This is a genomic window from Rhodopseudomonas sp. NSM, from assembly GCF_052445935.1.
Taxonomy (GTDB): Bacteria; Pseudomonadota; Alphaproteobacteria; order Rhizobiales; family Xanthobacteraceae; genus Rhodopseudomonas.
Window position 1 is genome coordinate 140,990 of sequence record NZ_JBQTCH010000001.1, and the last position, 16,943, is coordinate 157,932.

General features: G+C 65.3%; 9 protein-coding genes. 7 read left to right on the forward strand and 2 right to left on the reverse strand.

Translation table 11 applies throughout. From position 1 onward, the window contains the following. Window positions 1–11: 11 nt before the first annotated feature. The 5 genes from treS to treY are packed head-to-tail and all read left to right on the forward strand — an operon-like array spanning window position 12 to window position 12,088. A complete protein-coding gene (treS, locus tag ACTZWT_RS00665) occupies window positions 12–3,314 on the forward strand; it encodes a maltose alpha-D-glucosyltransferase (RefSeq protein WP_444767801.1) in 3,303 nt (1,100 codons plus the stop codon). Then, the gene (glgB, locus tag ACTZWT_RS00670) at window positions 3,311–5,461 is read left to right on the forward strand and encodes a 1,4-alpha-glucan branching protein GlgB (protein WP_444767802.1); all 2,151 of its coding nucleotides are present in this window, start codon (window positions 3,311–3,313) and stop codon (window positions 5,459–5,461) included. Before treS ends, glgB begins: the two co-directional genes overlap by 4 nt. Before the next feature lie 2 nt (window positions 5,462–5,463). Beyond that, complete coding sequence (gene glgX / locus ACTZWT_RS00675; RefSeq protein ID WP_444767803.1) at window positions 5,464–7,539, forward strand: glycogen debranching protein GlgX; 2,076 nt, start codon at window positions 5,464–5,466, stop codon at window positions 7,537–7,539. Beyond that, on the forward strand, window positions 7,536–9,299 hold the full coding sequence (treZ, locus tag ACTZWT_RS00680) for a malto-oligosyltrehalose trehalohydrolase (RefSeq protein WP_444767804.1): 1,764 nt from the start codon (window positions 7,536–7,538) through the stop codon (window positions 9,297–9,299). Before glgX ends, treZ begins: the two co-directional genes overlap by 4 nt. After that, window positions 9,299–12,088, forward strand: a complete 2,790-nt coding sequence (gene treY / locus ACTZWT_RS00685; protein WP_444767805.1) for a malto-oligosyltrehalose synthase — start codon at window positions 9,299–9,301, stop codon at window positions 12,086–12,088. The genes treZ and treY overlap by 1 nt, the downstream gene beginning before the upstream one ends. A 212-nt stretch (window positions 12,089–12,300) precedes the next feature. On the opposite strand, the gene ACTZWT_RS00690 is transcribed toward treY, so the two are convergent. Beyond that, entirely contained in the window at window positions 12,301–12,612 is a 312-nt protein-coding gene (locus ACTZWT_RS00690; RefSeq protein WP_444767806.1) for a polyhydroxyalkanoic acid system family protein, read from the reverse strand. Window positions 12,613–12,782: 170 nt separating this feature from the next. Between ACTZWT_RS00690 and ACTZWT_RS00695 the strand changes: the two genes are divergently transcribed. Continuing rightward, window positions 12,783–12,947: a DUF3309 family protein gene (locus ACTZWT_RS00695; RefSeq protein WP_444767807.1), complete on the forward strand. Its 165-nt coding sequence runs from the start codon at window positions 12,783–12,785 to the stop codon at window positions 12,945–12,947. Window positions 12,948–12,963: 16 nt separating this feature from the next. Here ACTZWT_RS00695 and ligD read toward each other — a convergent pair whose 3' ends face one another. After that, a complete protein-coding gene (gene ligD, locus ACTZWT_RS00700) occupies window positions 12,964–15,714 on the reverse strand; it encodes a DNA ligase D (RefSeq protein WP_444767808.1) in 2,751 nt (916 codons plus the stop codon). A 131-nt stretch (window positions 15,715–15,845) separates the two neighbouring features. Here ligD and ku point away from each other — a divergent pair, with 131 nt between their 5' ends. Continuing rightward, window positions 15,846–16,730, forward strand: coding sequence for a non-homologous end joining protein Ku (gene ku, locus ACTZWT_RS00705; protein ID WP_444767809.1), 885 nt, complete (start codon window positions 15,846–15,848; stop codon window positions 16,728–16,730). Window positions 16,731–16,943: the final 213 nt, after the last annotated feature.

Below are 16,943 nucleotides of genomic sequence, written 5' to 3' on the forward strand. Positions count from 1 at the left end.
GGAGCGCACCCATGAACGTAATGTCACCTGTCGATGCGGCCGATTCCAGGCCCGAAATCGACGCCACCGACGAGCTGTGGTACAAAGACGCGATCATCTACCAGCTTCACGTCAAGGCTTTCGCCGACAGCAACAACGACGGCATCGGCGACTTCGCCGGCCTGACCGAAAAGCTGGACTATCTGCAGGACCTCGGCGTCACTGCGCTGTGGCTGCTGCCGTTCTATCCCTCGCCGCAGCGTGACGACGGCTACGACATCGCCGATTACGGCTCGATCAATCCCGATTTCGGCACGATGAAGGACTTCCGCCGCTTCATCGTCGAGGCCAAGAAGCGCAACCTGCGCGTCATCACCGAGCTCGTCATCAATCACACCTCCGACCAGCACGACTGGTTCAAGCGGGCGCGACGCAGCGGCAAGGGCTCCAGCGCGCGCGACTGGTACGTCTGGAGCGACTCCGACCAGAAATATCAGGGCACCCGGATCATCTTCACCGACACCGAAAAGTCGAACTGGACCTGGGATCCGGAAGCGGGCCAGTACTACTGGCACCGCTTCTTCTCGCACCAGCCCGACCTCAATTTCGACAATCCGCACGTGGTCGGCGCGGTCGTGAAGGTGATGAAGCGCTGGCTCGATACCGGGGTCGACGGATTCCGGCTGGACGCGATCCCCTATCTGTGCGAGCGCGACGGCACCAACAACGAGAATCTTCCCGAGACGCACGCCGTCATCAAGACGCTGCGCGCCGAGCTCGACGCCTATGCCAAGGGCAAGGTCCTGCTCGCCGAGGCCAATCAATGGCCCGAGGATGTGCAGGAATATTTCGGCGACAGTGACGAGTGCCACATGGCCTATCACTTCCCGCTGATGCCGCGGATCTACATGGCGATCGCCCAGGAGGATCGCTTCCCGATCACCGACATCATGCGGCAGACGCCGGAAATTCCCGCGAACTGCCAGTGGGCGATGTTCCTGCGCAACCATGACGAGCTGACGCTCGAAATGGTCACCGACGTCGAGCGCGACTATCTGTGGACGACCTACGCGGCCGATCCGCGCGCACGCATCAATGTCGGAATCCGGCGCAGGCTGGCGCCGCTGATGGACAACGACCGCCGCAAGATCGAGCTGATGAACTCGCTGCTGCTGTCGTTTCCGGGCACGCCGATCATCTATTACGGCGACGAGATCGGCATGGGCGACAATATCTATCTCGGCGACCGCAACGGCGTGCGCACGCCGATGCAATGGTCGTCGGACCGCAATGGCGGCTTCTCGCGGGCGGACCCGGCGCGGCTCTACGCCCCGCCGATCATGGACCCGGTCTACGGCTACGCCTCGGTCAACGTCGAGGCCCAGGCGCGCAGCCTGTCGTCGCTGCTCAGCGCCACCAAGCGCCTGATCTCGGTCCGCAAGTCCACCCTCGCCTTCGGGCGTGGCACCATGACCTTCATCCGCCCGGTGAACCGGTCGGTGTTGTCCTATGTCCGGCAGTACGAGGACGAGGTGATCCTCTGTGTCGCCAATCTGTCGCGCTCGGCGCAGGCCACCGAACTCGACCTGTCGCCGTGGAAGGATCGCGTGCCGCAGGAGATGCTCGGCCGCACCAAATTTCCGGCGATCGGCGAACTGCCCTATATGATCACGCTGGCGCCCTACGGCTTCTACTGGTTCAAGCTCGAGGAGCGCGACACCTCGGACCACGTCGCACCCGCCGCGACCGTGCCGGAGTTCGAGACCCTTGTCGTGCCGCTGGGTTCGACCTGGATGACACTCGCGCGGACCCGCGGCGTGTTCGAGCGCGACGTGCTGCCCGCCTATCTGTCGCGAACCCGGTGGTTCCCGGAGCGCTCGCCGCGGGCGATCCATCCGCATTTGACCTCGGCGATTCCCTTCTCGATCACGCATGACAACCGGCCCTGGCTGACGTTCTTCGAGGCCACCGTCCGCGGCGTGAATGCCCGCTACGTGCTGCCGATGCAGATCGACTGGGTGCGGTTCGATCGCGAGCGCTACAATCCGCGAGCCTTCGCGGCGGTCCGCCAGGGCGCGCGCGAGGGCACGCTGCTCGACGTCGCTGCCGACACCGAATTCACCACGCTGCTGCTCGACAATCTGCGTGAATCCCTCGTCGTGGAGAACGACGGCGACCGGCTGGAATTCCGGCCCGGCTCGCGACTCGCCGACAAGCCGGCCGGCCCCTACAACCACATTCGCGCCGTGGACACGGAGCAGTCGAACTCGACCGCGCTGGTCGACGAGAGCTACGTCGTCAAGCTGTATCGCCGGCTGGAGAGCGGCATCAATCCCGAGATCGAGATGGGCCGCTTCCTCTCTGAGGTTGCGGGATACGCCAATACGCCTTCCCTGCTCGGCAGCGTCGAACTGGTCGAGGGCGACAAGGTCAGCGCGATCGCGGTGGTGCACGACTTCGTCGCCAATCAGGGCGACGGCTGGACCGTCACCTCGGGCTATCTCGACCGCTATGTCGACGACCAGCGGCTGCTGATCAGTACGGAAGACGACAACGTCAGCGAGGAGCTGGCTCCGTATCTGCGCTACATGCAGCAGACCGGCAGGCGCGTCGCCGAGATGCATATCGCATTGGCGGGCCACCCCGAGGTCGCGGAATTCGCGCCGGAGCCGATCGACGGCGACGACGCGCGCAGCAGGTCCGGGACCGTGACGGAATACGCCGGGCGCGTCCTCGACGAACTCGACCGCAAGCGCGACAGCCTGAGGGATGCCGACCGGGCCATGGTCGACGAACTGCTGGCACAGCGCGAGGGTTTGCTGGAACGGCTGCACGGCCTGTTCGGCGGCGCCGGCGGGCTGAACATCCGCCATCACGGCGACTTCCATCTCGGCCAGATGCTGATCGTCAAGGACGACATCTACATCATCGATTTCGAAGGCGAGCCCCGGCGATCGCAGGCCGAACGTCGCGCCAAGGCGCCGGCCGCGCGTGACGTCGCCGGGCTGATCCGCTCGATCGACTACTCCACCACGGCCGCGCTGGAGCGAGCGCTGCGGACACTGGCGGACGATTCCGGCAAGATCTCCGCCGCGCTCGACGTCTGGCGGACGCGCTCGACCGAGGCTTTCCTCGCCGCCTATCGCGAGACGATGGCCGACAGTCCGGTGTGGCCTGCGGATCGTGCTGCAGCCGACCAGATCCTGGACTTCTTCCTGATCGAAAAGGCGCTATACGAGATCGAATACGAACTCGCCTATCGTCCCGATTGGCTCCGCGTGCCGCTGGCTGGCATTCTTCGCATCCTGACTCGGCAGCCCGAGGAGAATTCATGACCGCCCAATTGACCGATGACGCCTATGCGGTGCTTGAAGGCCGCCACGCCGACCCGTTCCGCTATCTCGGCCCGCATCCCGAGGACGACCGCGTCGTCGTTCGCGCTCTGCTGCCGGATGCCACCGCCGTCGAGGCTGTCGGCGAGCACGGCGAGACGGCCACTCTCGAGCGCGTTCACGATGCCGGTCTGTTCGCCGGGCCGCTGCCGAACGGCTCGCATCGTTACCAGCTCCGCGCCCGGTTCGGCGATACCACCGTCGATCTCGAAGACCCCTATCGGTTTCCCCCGATCCTGACCGAGTTCGACCTGTATCTGCTCGGCGAAGGCACCGATCAGCGGCTGTACGACAAGCTCGGCGCGCATCCGATGGTGCTGGAAGGCGTCAGCGGCGTCGCCTTCGTGGTGCTGGCGCCCAACGCGCGCCGCGTCAGCGTGGTCGGCGATTTCAATTTCTGGAATCCGCGCCGGCACCAGATGCGGGTACGCGGCAACGGCTATTGGGAATTGTTCATCCCCGGCGCGACTGCCGGCGATCACTACAAATTCGACATGACCGGGCCGAACGGCGAGACGCTGCCGCAGAAGTCCGATCCGATGGCGTTCGCGGCCGAAGTGCGTCCGAAGACCGCCTCGATCGTGGTGGATCAGACCCGTCTGCCGCTGCCACGCTTGGCGCCGGAGAACATCAATGCGCTCGGCGCGCCGATGTCGATCTACGAGGTGCATCTGGGTTCGTGGCGCCGCAAGGACGGCGAGCAGTGGCTGACCTATCGCGAACTCGCCGAGCAATTGCCCGCCTATGTCCGTGACATGGGCTTCACCCATGTCGAATTCCTGCCGGTCAGCGAGCATCCGTTCGACGGCTCGTGGGGCTATCAGCCGACCGGACTGTTTGCCCCGACCAGCCGGTTCGGCACGCCGGAGGATTTCTGCGCGCTGATCGACGCCTGCCACGAGCACGGCATCGGCGTGCTGCTCGACTGGGTGCCCGGGCACTTCCCCGACGATCCGCACGGGCTCGGCAATTTCGACGGCACCGCGCTGTACGAGCACGCCAACCCGCTGCAGGGCCGGCATCTCGACTGGGGCACGCTGATCTACAATTACGGCCGCACCGAAGTCGTGAACTTCCTGGTGTCGAACGCGCTGTTCTGGCTGGAGCGTTACCGCATCGACGGGCTGCGCGTGGATGCGGTGGCCTCGATGCTGTATCTCGACTACAGCCGGCCGGCGGGTGGCTGGATCCCGAACAAATTCGGCGGCCGCGAGAACATCGAGGCGATCGAATTCCTGCGTCGCTTCAACGCCGAGGTCTATGCCAAATTTCCGCAGGCCACCACGGCGGCGGAGGAGTCCACCGCGTGGCCGCAAGTCTCGCGGCCGGTGGAGTTCGGCGGGCTCGGCTTCGGCTACAAGTGGAACATGGGCTGGATGCACGACACGCTGAACTACATCAGCAAGGATCCGATCCACCGCAAATATCACCACGGCCAGATCCTGTTCGGGCTGCATTACGCATTCTCGGAGAACTTCATCCTGCCGCTGTCGCACGACGAAGTCGTGCACGGCAAACGCTCGATCCTCGGCCGGATGCCGGGCGACGAGTGGCAGCGCTTCGCCAATCTGCGCGCCTATTACGCGTTCATGTACGCCCACCCCGGCAAGAAGCTGATGTTCATGGGCAGCGAGTTCGGCCAGGAGCGGGAGTGGAATCACGACCGCTCGCTCGATTGGCACTTGCTCGATACGCCGAAATACGCCGGCATCCAGGCGCTGGTCCGCGACCTCAACAGGCTGTACCGCGAGCTTCCGGCGCTGCATCAGCTCGACTGCGATCCGTTCGGCTTCGAATGGGTCATCACCGAGGACTCGGCGCGCAACCTGTTCGCATGGATGCGCAAGGGCAACGACACCCGGGCGCGCTGCCTGGTAATCGCGAACTTCTCGCCGAACGTCTATCAGGACTATCGCGTCCGGGTGCCGTTCCCCGGCCGCTGGCGCGAGGTGTTCAATTCCGACGCCGCGACCTATGGCGGCGGCAATGTCGGCAATGGCGGCGAGGTCCGGACGCTTGACGGGCTGGTGCCCGAGCTTAGTCTCACCATTCCGCCGCTCGCCGTGATCTTTCTGACGCCGGAAGACTGAGCATGCGCCTCTCCGCCGGAAGCTGCTCGCGCCTCGGGGCCACCTGGGACGGCCGCGGAACCAATTTTGCGCTGTTCTCCGCCAACGCCCACAAGGTCGAGCTGTGCCTGTTCGACAGTCAGGGCCGCCGCGAACTGGAGCGGATCGAACTGCCTGAACGCACCGAGGACGTCTGGCACGGCTACCTCAACGACGTCTCGCCGGGCCAGCTCTACGGCTACCGGGTCTACGGTCCCTACGATCCCGAACGCGGCCATCGCTTCAACGCGCACAAGCTGCTGCTCGATCCCTACGCCAAGCGGCTGTTCGGGCGGCTGGTGTGGAGCGATGCGCACTTCGCCTATCGCGCCGGCAGCCCGCGCGAGGATCTGTCGTTCGATCGCCGCGACAACGCCCGCGGCATGCCGAAGGCGGTGGTGGTCGACGAGACCGGCGGCTTCTCGCGCCACGAGAACCGGCCGAACATTCCCTGGGAAGACACCATCATCTACGAAGCCCACGTCAAGGGCCTGACGCAATTGCGCGAAGACGTGCCGCCCGGCCTGCGCGGCACCTTCGGCGGGCTCGCGGCGCCGGCGATGATCGATCATTTCAAGCGTCTCGGCGTCACCGCGGTCGAACTTCTTCCGGTCCACGCGCTTATCGATGATCGGGCGCTGGTCGAGAAGAAGCTGGTGAATTACTGGGGCTACAACACGATTTCGTTCTTCGCGCCGGAGCCGCGCTACGCGCCGGACAATCCGCTCGACGCGTTCCGCACCACGGTGGCCCGGCTGCACGACGCCGGCATCGAGGTGATCCTCGACGTGGTCTACAACCACACCGCGGAAGGCAATCACCTCGGCCCGACGCTGTCGTTCCGCGGCATCGACAACGCCTCGTATTATTGGCTGATGCCGGACAATCCCCGATTCTACGACGACTTCACCGGCTGCGGCAGCTCGGTCAATCTCAATCATCCGCGCGTGCTGCAGATGGTGATGGACAGCCTGCGCTACTGGGTCGAGGTCTGCCACGTCGACGGCTTCCGTTTCGACCTCGCGACCACGCTGGCGCGTGGTCCGAACGGTTACGAACGCAATTCGGGGTTCTTCACCGCGCTCCGTCAGGACCCGGTGCTCGCCTCGGTGAAACTGATCGCCGAGCCATGGGACCTCGGCATGGGCGGCTATCAGGTCGGCGCATTCCCGTCGCAATGGTCGGAATGGAACGACCGCTATCGCAGCGCGATGCGGCGCTACTGGAGCGGCGAAGGCAGCCTGATCGGCGAGGTGTCGCGACGCATGACCGGCTCGTCCGACATCTTCAACCACGACAGCCGGATGCCGCGCGCCAGCGTCAACCACGTCACCGTCCATGACGGCTTCACGCTCGCGGACCTGTTCAGCTACAACGACAAGCACAACCTCGCGAACGGCGAGGACAATCGCGACGGCTCCAGCGACAATCACAGCAACAATTGCGGCCATGAGGGTCCGACAGACGATCCGAAGATCGTCGCGCTGCGCCGCCAGCTCCGCAAGAACCAGCTCGCCTGCCTGTTTCTCGCTAAGGGTGTTCCGCTGATGCTCGCCGGCGACGAGGTCGGCAACTCGCAGAACGGCAACAACAACGCCTATTGCCAGGACAACGAGATCGGCTGGGTCGGCTGGGAAGGACTCAATCGGGAAGACGACATGGTCGAGTTCGTCGGGCTGATGAGCGAGATCCGCCGCCGCTTCCCGCAGATCCGTTCGCGTCGATGGCTCGACGGCCGACGCGCCGACGGGTCCTATGGGGTGTTGTGGCTGACGCCGTCGGCCACCGAAATGACGGAGCAGGATTGGGCGTTTCCGGACGGGCGGTTCCTCGCTTACGTGCTCAGTCCCCTGGAGCCCGAGGCCGACGCGATCTTCATCGTGCTCAATTCAGGTGTCGAGACGATCACGTTCCACTTGCCGAAATTGCCCGAATATCAAAACTGGCACCAGTTGTTCGACACCACCAAGGACACCGTCCAGGTCGCGCCGCTGCCGGCGGGCGGCGAGACCGCCGCCCCGCCGCGCTCCGTGCTGGCGTTTTCAGGAGCCGGCGCATGAAGGGTCGCAGTTTCGGCCCACGGCTGACCGCCACCGGCGTGGAATTCCGGCTGTGGGCGCCGAACGCAGATCGCGTCGATGTCATGCTCGATCGTCCGCATGCGATGCAGCGCGACAAGGACGGCTGGTTCAAGGTCGAGATCGAAGGCGCGCGGGACGGCACGCGCTATCGCTTCCGCATCGACGACGCGACCGACGTTCCCGATCCCGCATCCGGCTTCCAGCCCGAGGATATTCAGGGCCCGAGCGAAGTGATCGATCATTCCGCCTATCCGTGGCGCGCCGGCGATTGGCGTGGCCGGCCGTGGCACGAGACGGTGCTGCTGGAGGCGCATGTCGGCAGCTTCACGCCGCAGGGGACTTTCCGCGCGATGATCGACCGGCTCGATCATCTGGTCGACACCGGCGTGACCGCGCTGGAGCTGATGCCGCTGGCGGATTTTCCCGGGCGACGCAATTGGGGCTATGACGGCGTGCTGTGGTACGCGCCCGACAGCGCCTACGGCCGGCCGGAGGATCTCAAGGCGCTGATCGACGCGGCGCACGAGCGCGGCCTGATGATATTCCTCGACGTCGTCTACAATCATTTCGGCCCCGAAGGAAACTACATCGGCCAGTACGCGCCGCCGTTTTTCTCGGATTCGCACACGCCGTGGGGCAACGGGATCAATTACTACGTCGAACAGGTACGGGCCTTCGCGATCGAGAACGCCGTGTACTGGCTGCGCGAATATCATTTCGACGGGCTGCGCCTCGACGCCGTGCACGCCATCCCCGATCAGGGCGAGATTCCGATGCTTTACGAGCTGAGCCGGGAAGTCGGCAAGCTCGCCGCGGAAACCGGCCGCCACATCCACCTGGTGCTCGAAAACGACGACAACATTGCCGCCGTGCTCGATCCTGTCGTCGATCCGCCGCGCGGACAATATCGCGCGCAGTGGAACGACGATTATCACCACGCCTGGCATGTCGCGCTGACCGGCGAGAAGCAGGGGTATTATTCCGACTACGCCGATGCGCCGCTGACCAACATCGCCCGCGCGCTGGGCTCGGGCTTCGTCTATCAGGGCGAGCCGTCCGGGCATCGCGGCGGCCAGCCGCGCGGCGAGCCGAGCGGCAAGCTGCCGCCGCTCGGCTTCGTCAATTTCCTGCAGAACCACGATCAGATCGGCAATCGCGCGCTCGGCGACAGGCTGGAAAGCCTGGCGAAGCCGAAGGCGGTCGAAGCCGCGCTCGCGATCACGCTGCTGGCGCCGACGATTCCGATGTTGTTCATGGGCGAGGAATGGGGCTCGCAGGCGCCGTTTCCGTTCTTCTGCGATTTCCACGGCGAACTCGCCGACGCCGTCCGTCAGGGTCGCCGCAAGGAATTCGCCGGCGCTTACGAGAAATACGGCGACGAGGTCCCCGATCCGCTCGACGAATCGACCTTCAAGAGCGCGGTCATCGACTGGAGCGAGCGCGACGACGGCCGCGGCGCCGCGCGGCTGGCGCTCGTGAAGCGGCTGCTCGACATCCGGCGCAACAGCATCGTGCCGCGCCTGCCCGGCGCCCGCTTCGGCAACGCCGAGATCGCCGACGACGGCGTGCTCCGCGCCCGCTGGCGGCTCGGAGACGGCGCGACGCTGAAGCTCGTCGCCAATCTGTCGGACCACGACGTCGCCTTCAAGGCAACGCCCGATGGAACTAATTTGTGGGGCGACGATTGGAACGGGATGATTCCGCCGTGGGCGGTGACCTGGCGCCTCGAAGAGTCCTGATGCCTCCCGCGATCCCGACTGCGACCTACCGTATCCAGCTCACCGCCGCTTTCGGCTTCGACGATGCGGCCGCGATCGTACCGTATCTCAAGGCGCTGGGGATCTCGCATCTCTACGCTTCGCCCTTCACCAAGGCGCGCCGCGGATCGACCCACGGCTACGACATCGTCGATCACACCAGGCTCAACCCCGAGCTCGGCGGCGAAGAAGCGTTCGCGCGACTGTCCGAAGCGCTGAAGCGCAACGATATCGGGCTGATCCTCGATTTCGTCCCCAACCATGTCGGCGTGCACTTCGCCGACAATCCATGGTGGCTGGACGTTCTGGAATGGGGCCCGGCGTCGCCGCATGCCGCCTCGTTCGACATCGACTGGGAGATGCTGCCGTTCCGCAACCGCGGCGGGGTGTTGCTGCCGATCATCGGCACGTCCTACGGCAAGGCGCTGGAGAGCGGCGAGATCGAGCTGCGCTACGATGCCGGCGACGGCAGCTTCTCGGCGTGGTACTTCGAGCACCGGCTGCCGATCGCGCCGCAGCGCTACAGCGAGATCCTGCGCACGATCGTGCGCGAGGCCGATGCCGCCGATCATCCTGCCGGCAAGGCGATCCTCGCGCTCGCCGCACGCTATCGCGGATTGCGCCATCCGGATCGCAAGGAAGCGCCGGGCTTCAAGGCGGCGTTGAAGGCTATTCCGGGCAGCGCCGAGCTGATCGACAAGGGCCTCGCGGCCTATCGCGCCGGCGAAGGCCGCACTGCGCAGATCCAGGCGCTGCACAATCTGCTCGAACGCCAGCACTACAAGCTCGGCCATTGGCAACTCGCCGCGAGCGAGATCAACTATCGCCGCTTCTTCGACGTCAACACCCTCGCCGGCCTGCGCGTCGAGGATGCCGGCACGTTCGAGGCGATCCACACGCTGGTCAAGCGGCTGATCGCCAACGGTCAGTTGCAGGGGCTGCGGCTCGATCACATCGACGGCCTGCGCGACCCTGCGCAATATTTCCAGCGGCTGCGCCGCCTCACCCGTGAGGCGGCGCAGGGGCCAGCCGCGGCGCCGCTCTACATGGTGATCGAGAAGATCCTCGGCGAAGGCGAGCCGTTGCGGCGCTTCGCCGGCGTCCACGGCACCACCGGCTACGAATGGCTGAATGTGATCACCCAGGCGCTGGTCGACGGCGCCGGGCTGCAGCCGCTCGACGAAGTCTGGCGGCAGGTCAGCAACACTTCGCCGGATTTCCCGCCGGTGCTGATGCGCGCCAAGCGCCGCGTGCTGGAGACGCTGCTGCTCAGCGAATTCACCGTGCTGACGCGGCTGCTGGCCCGGATCGCCAGTGGGCACTATTCGACGCGGGACTTTTCCGCCGACAATCTGCGCCAGGTGTTCGAACTCTACGTGCTGCACTTCCCGGTATATCGCACCTATATCAGCGGGTCCGGCCCGAACGGGCCCGATCGCGAACTGATCGCCCAGACCATCGAGAAAGCGCGCGCCGACTGGTTCGGCGCCGACGACGGCATTTTCGACTTCCTGCAGGACGCGCTGACGATGGACCTGCTGAAAGGCCGGGCCGCGCACAGCAAGCCGCGGGTGCGCCGCTTCGCGCTCAAGGTCCAGCAATTCACCGGGCCGACGATGGCGAAGTCGCTCGAGGACACTGCGTTCTATCGCTACCATCGCCTGCTTGCGCTCAACGAGGTCGGCGGCGAGCCCGCAGCTCATGCGCTGGCGCCCGATGCCTTTCATCAGTTGATGACGACGCGCGCCCGGGATTGGCCGCATGGCATGACCTCCACCATGACCCACGATGCCAAGCGCGGCGAAGACGCGCGAACGCGGCTGCTGGCGCTGGCGGAGATGCCGGGCGAATGGGCGAGCCTCGTCGCCAAATGGAAGATGCTGAACGCAGCCCATCTGGTGACCGACGGCACCATGCGGGCCCCGTCCGCGACGTTCGAATATATGCTGTATCAGGGGCTTGTGGGGGCCTGGCCGCTCGAACCCGACCCGGACTTCACCGACCGGATTCAGGGCTACGCGCTGAAAGCGGCGCGCGAGGGCAAGCAGGAAACCAACTGGATCAATCCCAACCTCGCTTACGAGGAAGGCATCCGCATTTTCATCGACCGGATCCTCGACCCGGCGCAGTCCGGCGCCTTTCTGGAGTCGCTTCAGAACCTTTCGGAGCGCGTCTCCGTGATCGGCGCGTTGAATTCGCTGAGCCAGATCACCCTGAAGACGACGATGCCCGGGGTGCCGGACTTCTATCAGGGCACCGAATTCTGGGACTTCTCACTGGTCGATCCCGACAATCGCCGCCCGGTCGATTTCGCCGCCCGCGAGAAGGCGCTTGCCGCGCTCGCCGAGCCGGACTGGGATGCGCTGCTGCTGAAATGGCGCGACGGCCGCGTCAAGCTCGCGTGGACGCGGCGGCTTCTCGCGATCCGCAACGAACTCCGCAACGTGTTCACCGACGGCGACTATCGGCCGCTCGACGCCTCCGGCCCCCATCGCGACCATGCGATCGCTTTCGCCCGCACCCGCGGCGCAGAGGCCGTGATCGTAGTGGTCGGAAAGAACTTCGCGCCGCTGTCGGACAACGGCCGGCAATGGCCGCGCGGCGACGCATTCGACGCCAGCGTCGATGTTTCGGGGTTCACGGTCGAAGGCACGCCCGCCGGCAAGCTGACACTCAAGGAGTTGTTTCGCAATCTGCCGGTCGCGGTGCGAAAGGCCCGCCTGCGCGACGTCGCCGCCACGGCGCGGCCGCGCAGGAAGACAGACGCCTGATACGGCTCGCGGGAAGATCACAAAGCGAAGCCGCCCGGGATCTCGCGCCGGACGGCCTGGCGGATCTCGTGCCGACTCACCATCGGTTCCCTCCTCCGCATCGAGATGGTCTCAGCCATCGGTTACGTGCGCCTTAAGACGCAGGTGCAATAGATTCGATGGCTTACTCGCTGCATAGCAGCACGCAATCCCTGTCGCGATGCGGCAAGAGATTACTTCTTCTTTTCCAGCAGCAGATGACCGCGCTTGCGAATCGCCTGCTGCGCGACGTCGCCGAACTTCTGCAGCAGCCACGGCAATCGCACTTCCAGCAGGACGTGATCGTCGGCGATATCGACGTGGCCGGCCGCGACCTGACCCAGCGCGCGCACTCTGAAGATCATGCGGTCGCCCTGCCAGATCTCCTCGTCGAGCTTCAGCACAGGCACGCTGACCGCCGCCTGGCCCAATCCGCTCTTCAGGCGGCGCGTGGCTTCGTCACGTCCCAGCCGATGAGGTATCGATACGACAAGCGGAGCTGACATCACTATTTCCTTCCGTCATCGGGTCGTTGGCGTCGATCGGTATTTAGGGCGCTCAGCCGGAAATAACAGGGCCACGCGACCGGTTCAATCTATGGAACTTTCACTGTCGCCGCGTGTTTCCGCTTTGACAGGCGGAGCATCGGGCGACCCGTCGCGACAAGGAGAGCGAGATGTCTATCGGCACAATCATCCTGATCATTTTGATCATTGCGTTGCTGGGCGGGTTCAGCGGCATCGGCGGCGGACCGTTCTACGGTACCGGTTACTACGGCGGCGGCGGCCTCGGCCTGATCATCGTCATCCTCGTGATCCTGCTCCTGCTCGGCAAGATCTGATCCCACTTCCCGCGATCTAAGCCCCGCTGGATGCCAACGCCTCGAGCGCCGCCTTCAGCGGGGTCGCTGCTTGTTCGTAGTCCGCCCATGCCTTGGTCTTGCGAAGCAGGGCCGGGACGGTGGTCGACGTGTACCGCTTCGGGTCGAGCCCTGCCTTCACCTGCGACCACGTCAGCGGCATCGACACGGTCGCCCCCTCGCGCGCCCGTGGCGACAGCACCGCGACCGCGGTGGACATCCGGTCGTTGCGCAGATAATCGAGGAAAATCTTTCCCTTGCGCTGCTGCTTCGACATGTTCACCAGATAGCGCTCCGGGCTGTCCTCCGTCATCTGCGCGCACACCGTCTGTGCGAACATCTTGGCCTGTTTCCAGTCGACGTCGTCTTTCGGCGTCAGCGGCACCACGACGTGCAGCCCCTTGCCGCCGGTCGTCTTGCAGAACGTCGCCAGACCGATCGTCTCCAATCGCTGCTTCATTTCGCGCGCCGCAGCGATCACCTCGTCGAAGCCGACATCGGGCGCGGGATCGAGATCGAACACCAACCGTCCGGGGACGTCGTAGGCGCCCGGCGCGCAGTTCCATGGATGCAATTCGAGGCCGCCGATCTGCGCCACCGCAATCAGCCCTTCGACGCGATCGATCTGGACATACGGCTTGCGATCGCCGGAGACCTTCGCCAGGTCGATCAGGTTCGACATCCCCGGCATCGCGTGGCGCTGGAAGAAATGCTCGCCGTCGATCCCGTCCGGCGCCCGCACGATCGAGCACGGCCGCCCTTTGATATGCGCGATCAGCCAGTCGCCGACCGCCGCGTAGTAATGCGCGAGGTCGAGCTTGGTGACGGCATCGCCGATCTCGCTCGCGGGCCATAATTCCTTGTCGGGCTTGGAGATCGTCACGCCCATCACTTCGGCGCGGCCGGAGGTGGCCGCGGGCACGCCGGCGCGCCCTGCACCCGCCCTTGCCGAGGCCCGTTTCGCCGTCGTGGTCGACTTGGCTTTCGGTTTCGGCCGGGCGATTTCGACCTTCGCCGGCGTCTCCGCCACGACTTCGTCCGCAGGCTTGTCGGCGCGCAGTCCCTTGAATGCCGCCTGCCGCACCATGCCCGCGCCGGTGAAGCCCGCGAATTCGATCTCGGCGACCAGCTCCGGCGTGACCCAATGGACGTCTCTGGTCTTGCGCGGCGCGTTGTTGCCGGCGAACGGACTGTCCTTCGATTCGTGCGCCTTCAACTCGGGCAGGATACGCTTCACCACGTCCTGGCCGAATCCAGTCCCGACCAGACCGACGTAAGCGAGATGATCGTCGCGGTGCACGCCGACCATCAGCGAGCGGAATTTTCCGGCGGTGGTCTTCCAGCCGCCGATCACCACCTCGTGCCCGGCGCGGCACTTCGCCTTGGTCCAGCCGTCGCTGCGGCCGGAGCGATACGGCGCCTCGAGCTTTTTCGAGACGATGCCTTCGAGCGACAGCTTGCAGGCCGATTGCAGGATGGCATCGCCGCCGGTCTCGAAATGCTCGACGTAGCGGATCAGGCCCTCTTTGCGGCGGCCGCGCGCGGCCTTCAGGAGATCGTGCAGCCGCCGCTTGCGCTCCGACAGCGGCAGAGCCCGCAGATCCTCGCCGTCGGCAAACAGAAGGTCGAACGCGAAGCAAATCAGATCGTCGCTGTCGCCGTCCGACAGCGCCGCCTGCAGCGCGGCGAAATCCGGATGGCCATGGTGATCGAGCGCGACGATTTCGGTGTCGATGATCGAGTCGGGCAGCGCGGCCGCCTCGTCGGCGATGGCCCGGAATTTTGCGGTCCAGTCCAGCCCCTTGCGGGTCCTGAGCGTGGCCTCGCCGCCTTCGACGCGGAGCTGCATCCGGTAGCCGTCGAACTTGATCTCGTGGCCCCAGCCGTCGCTGCCGGGCGGGCGCTCCACCGAAGTGCAGAGTTGCGGTGGTACGAAGTCCGGCATCGCGGCGGCCTTCACCGGTTTGCGCGCGGCCTTCGCAGGTTTCGCCCTTGCTGATTTGGTGGTCTTTGCGGCAGCCTGCTTCGTCTTGGCCGCCGACGCCGCTGCCTTGCCCGAACCATTCGCCGCGCGCTCGTCCGCCGCCAGTCCCTCGTTCGAATCCCACACCGCGTCGGCCTTCACCCGCGCGGCTTTGCCGGTCATGAACGGCTTCGGCGCCCTGCCCTTGCCCTCGGCGATCTGCGCCATCGGCCGACCCGACGCCACCGAGCGGTCTTCGTCCAGAATGTCGTTGGCCTTGCCCTCGCGCGCGTCGTCGTCGCGATGCTTGATCAGCAGCCAGTTGGTCCGCTTGCCGCCGTTGCGGTCGTGGCGCATGCGGACAAGCACCCAACTGCCATGCAGCTTCTCGCCATGCAGCGTGAATTTGAGATCGCCCTTCCTGAAGCCGCGCTCGGGATCGTCGCAATCCCAGTAGCCGCGATCCCAGAGCTGAACCGTGCCGCCGCCGTATTGCCCCTTGGGAATGGTGCCTTCGAAGTCGCCATAATCGAGCGGATGATCCTCGACCTCGACGGCGAGCCGCTTGTCGCGTGGATCGAGCGAGGGACCGCGCGTCACCGCCCACGACTTGAACACGCCGTCATATTCCAGACGCAGATCGTAGTGCAGCCGCGTCGCGTCGTGCTTCTGGATCACGAACCGCCGCCGCTTCGAGGGCACGATCTCGGCGTCGCCGCGCGGTTCGGCGGTCTGCTCGAAGTCGCGCTTGTTGCGGTATAGGGAAAGTGTCTTGCTCACCGCCATTCATCGTCTCCGCAATGGCGCCCAGGCAACCTCAGCACCGGAACCAAAACCCCACCGCAGGGTTGAAGTTCCCGATCGGACGCCGCCGTCCGGTCCTCGCCGCCTATCTCATATCGCTATCGGAGATCATCATGGCCCCGCGCCGCGCCTACTGGAAGGGCTCGCTGAAACTGTCGCTGGTCTCCTGCCCGGTGGCGCTGTATCCGGCCTCGACCAGCGTCGAGAAAACCCGCTTCCACATGATCAATACCGAGACCGGCAATCGGCTGAAGCAGCAGATGATCGACGAGGACACCGGCGACGTCGTCGAGAAAGACCAGAAAGGCCGCGGCTACGAAGTCCGCAAGGGCCGCTATGTCGAGATCGAAAAGCAGGAGCTCGAAGCGGTGCAGATCGAGAGCACCCACACCATCGAGATCGACAGCTTCGTGCCTGCCGAGGAAATCGATAAGCGCTATCTCGACCATCCCTACTACATCGCACCGGAAGGCAAGGCCGGGGCCGATGCCTTCGCCGTCATCCGCGATGCAATGAAGGACAAGGGCCGCGTTGCGCTGGCGCGGATCGTGCTCACCAACCGCGAGCACGTCATCGCGATCGAGCCGCTGGGCAAGGGCCTGCTCGGCACCACGCTGCGCTATCCCTACGAACTGCGCGACCCGGAGGACTATTTCGACGATATCAAGAGCCCGAAGATCTCGAAGGATATGGTCGAACTGGCCGGGCACATCCTCGATACCAAGGCGGCGCATTTCGACCCGTCGAAATTCAAGGACGAATACGAAACCGCGCTGAAGGCGCTGGTCAAGCGCAAGGCCGCCGGCAAGTCGATCAAGATCCCCGAGCCGGACGAAAAATCCGACAACGTCGTCAGCCTGATGGACGCGCTGAAGCAGAGCCTCGAGGGCAGGAAGGGCGGCAAGCCGGCGCCGCGCCGCACGACCGCAACGCGCGGACGCGGCGGGGCGACGAAGAAGGCCCACCGCTCGGCGGCGCGGTCGCGCAAGGCGGGTTGAGGCTGAAGGCGGCAAGAGAAAGCAGGCGAGAGCCAAGTACCGGCTGGCGTTAGGTGCTGGACGTCGCCGCAGCGCCCGCCGCATGCTTTCACCTCTCATCCGTCATTCCGGGGCGCGCGCAGCGCGAACCCGGAATCCATACCCCCTGGCATAGGTAGTTCGGCAGAACCTTTCGACGCTCCGCCTTGACGAACGTCAGGGCTTATGGGGTTC

Bases quoted from the DNA above. Each gene is read 5' to 3' on its own strand.
- ku (WP_444767809.1), top strand. From the start codon at position 15,846: ATGGCCCCGCGCCGCGCCTACTGGAAGGGCTCGCTGAAACTGTCGCTG.
- treS (WP_444767801.1), top strand. From the start codon at position 12: ATGAACGTAATGTCACCTGTCGATGCGGCCGATTCCAGGCCCGAAATC.
- glgX (WP_444767803.1), top strand. From the start codon at position 5,464: ATGCGCCTCTCCGCCGGAAGCTGCTCGCGCCTCGGGGCCACCTGGGAC.
- ACTZWT_RS00690 (WP_444767806.1), bottom strand. From the start codon at position 12,612: ATGTCAGCTCCGCTTGTCGTATCGATACCTCATCGGCTGGGACGTGAC.
- treY (WP_444767805.1), top strand. From the start codon at position 9,299: ATGCCTCCCGCGATCCCGACTGCGACCTACCGTATCCAGCTCACCGCC.
- ACTZWT_RS00695 (WP_444767807.1), top strand. From the start codon at position 12,783: ATGTCTATCGGCACAATCATCCTGATCATTTTGATCATTGCGTTGCTG.
- treZ (WP_444767804.1), top strand. From the start codon at position 7,536: ATGAAGGGTCGCAGTTTCGGCCCACGGCTGACCGCCACCGGCGTGGAA.
- glgB (WP_444767802.1), top strand. From the start codon at position 3,311: ATGACCGCCCAATTGACCGATGACGCCTATGCGGTGCTTGAAGGCCGC.
- ligD (WP_444767808.1), bottom strand. From the start codon at position 15,714: ATGGCGGTGAGCAAGACACTTTCCCTATACCGCAACAAGCGCGACTTC.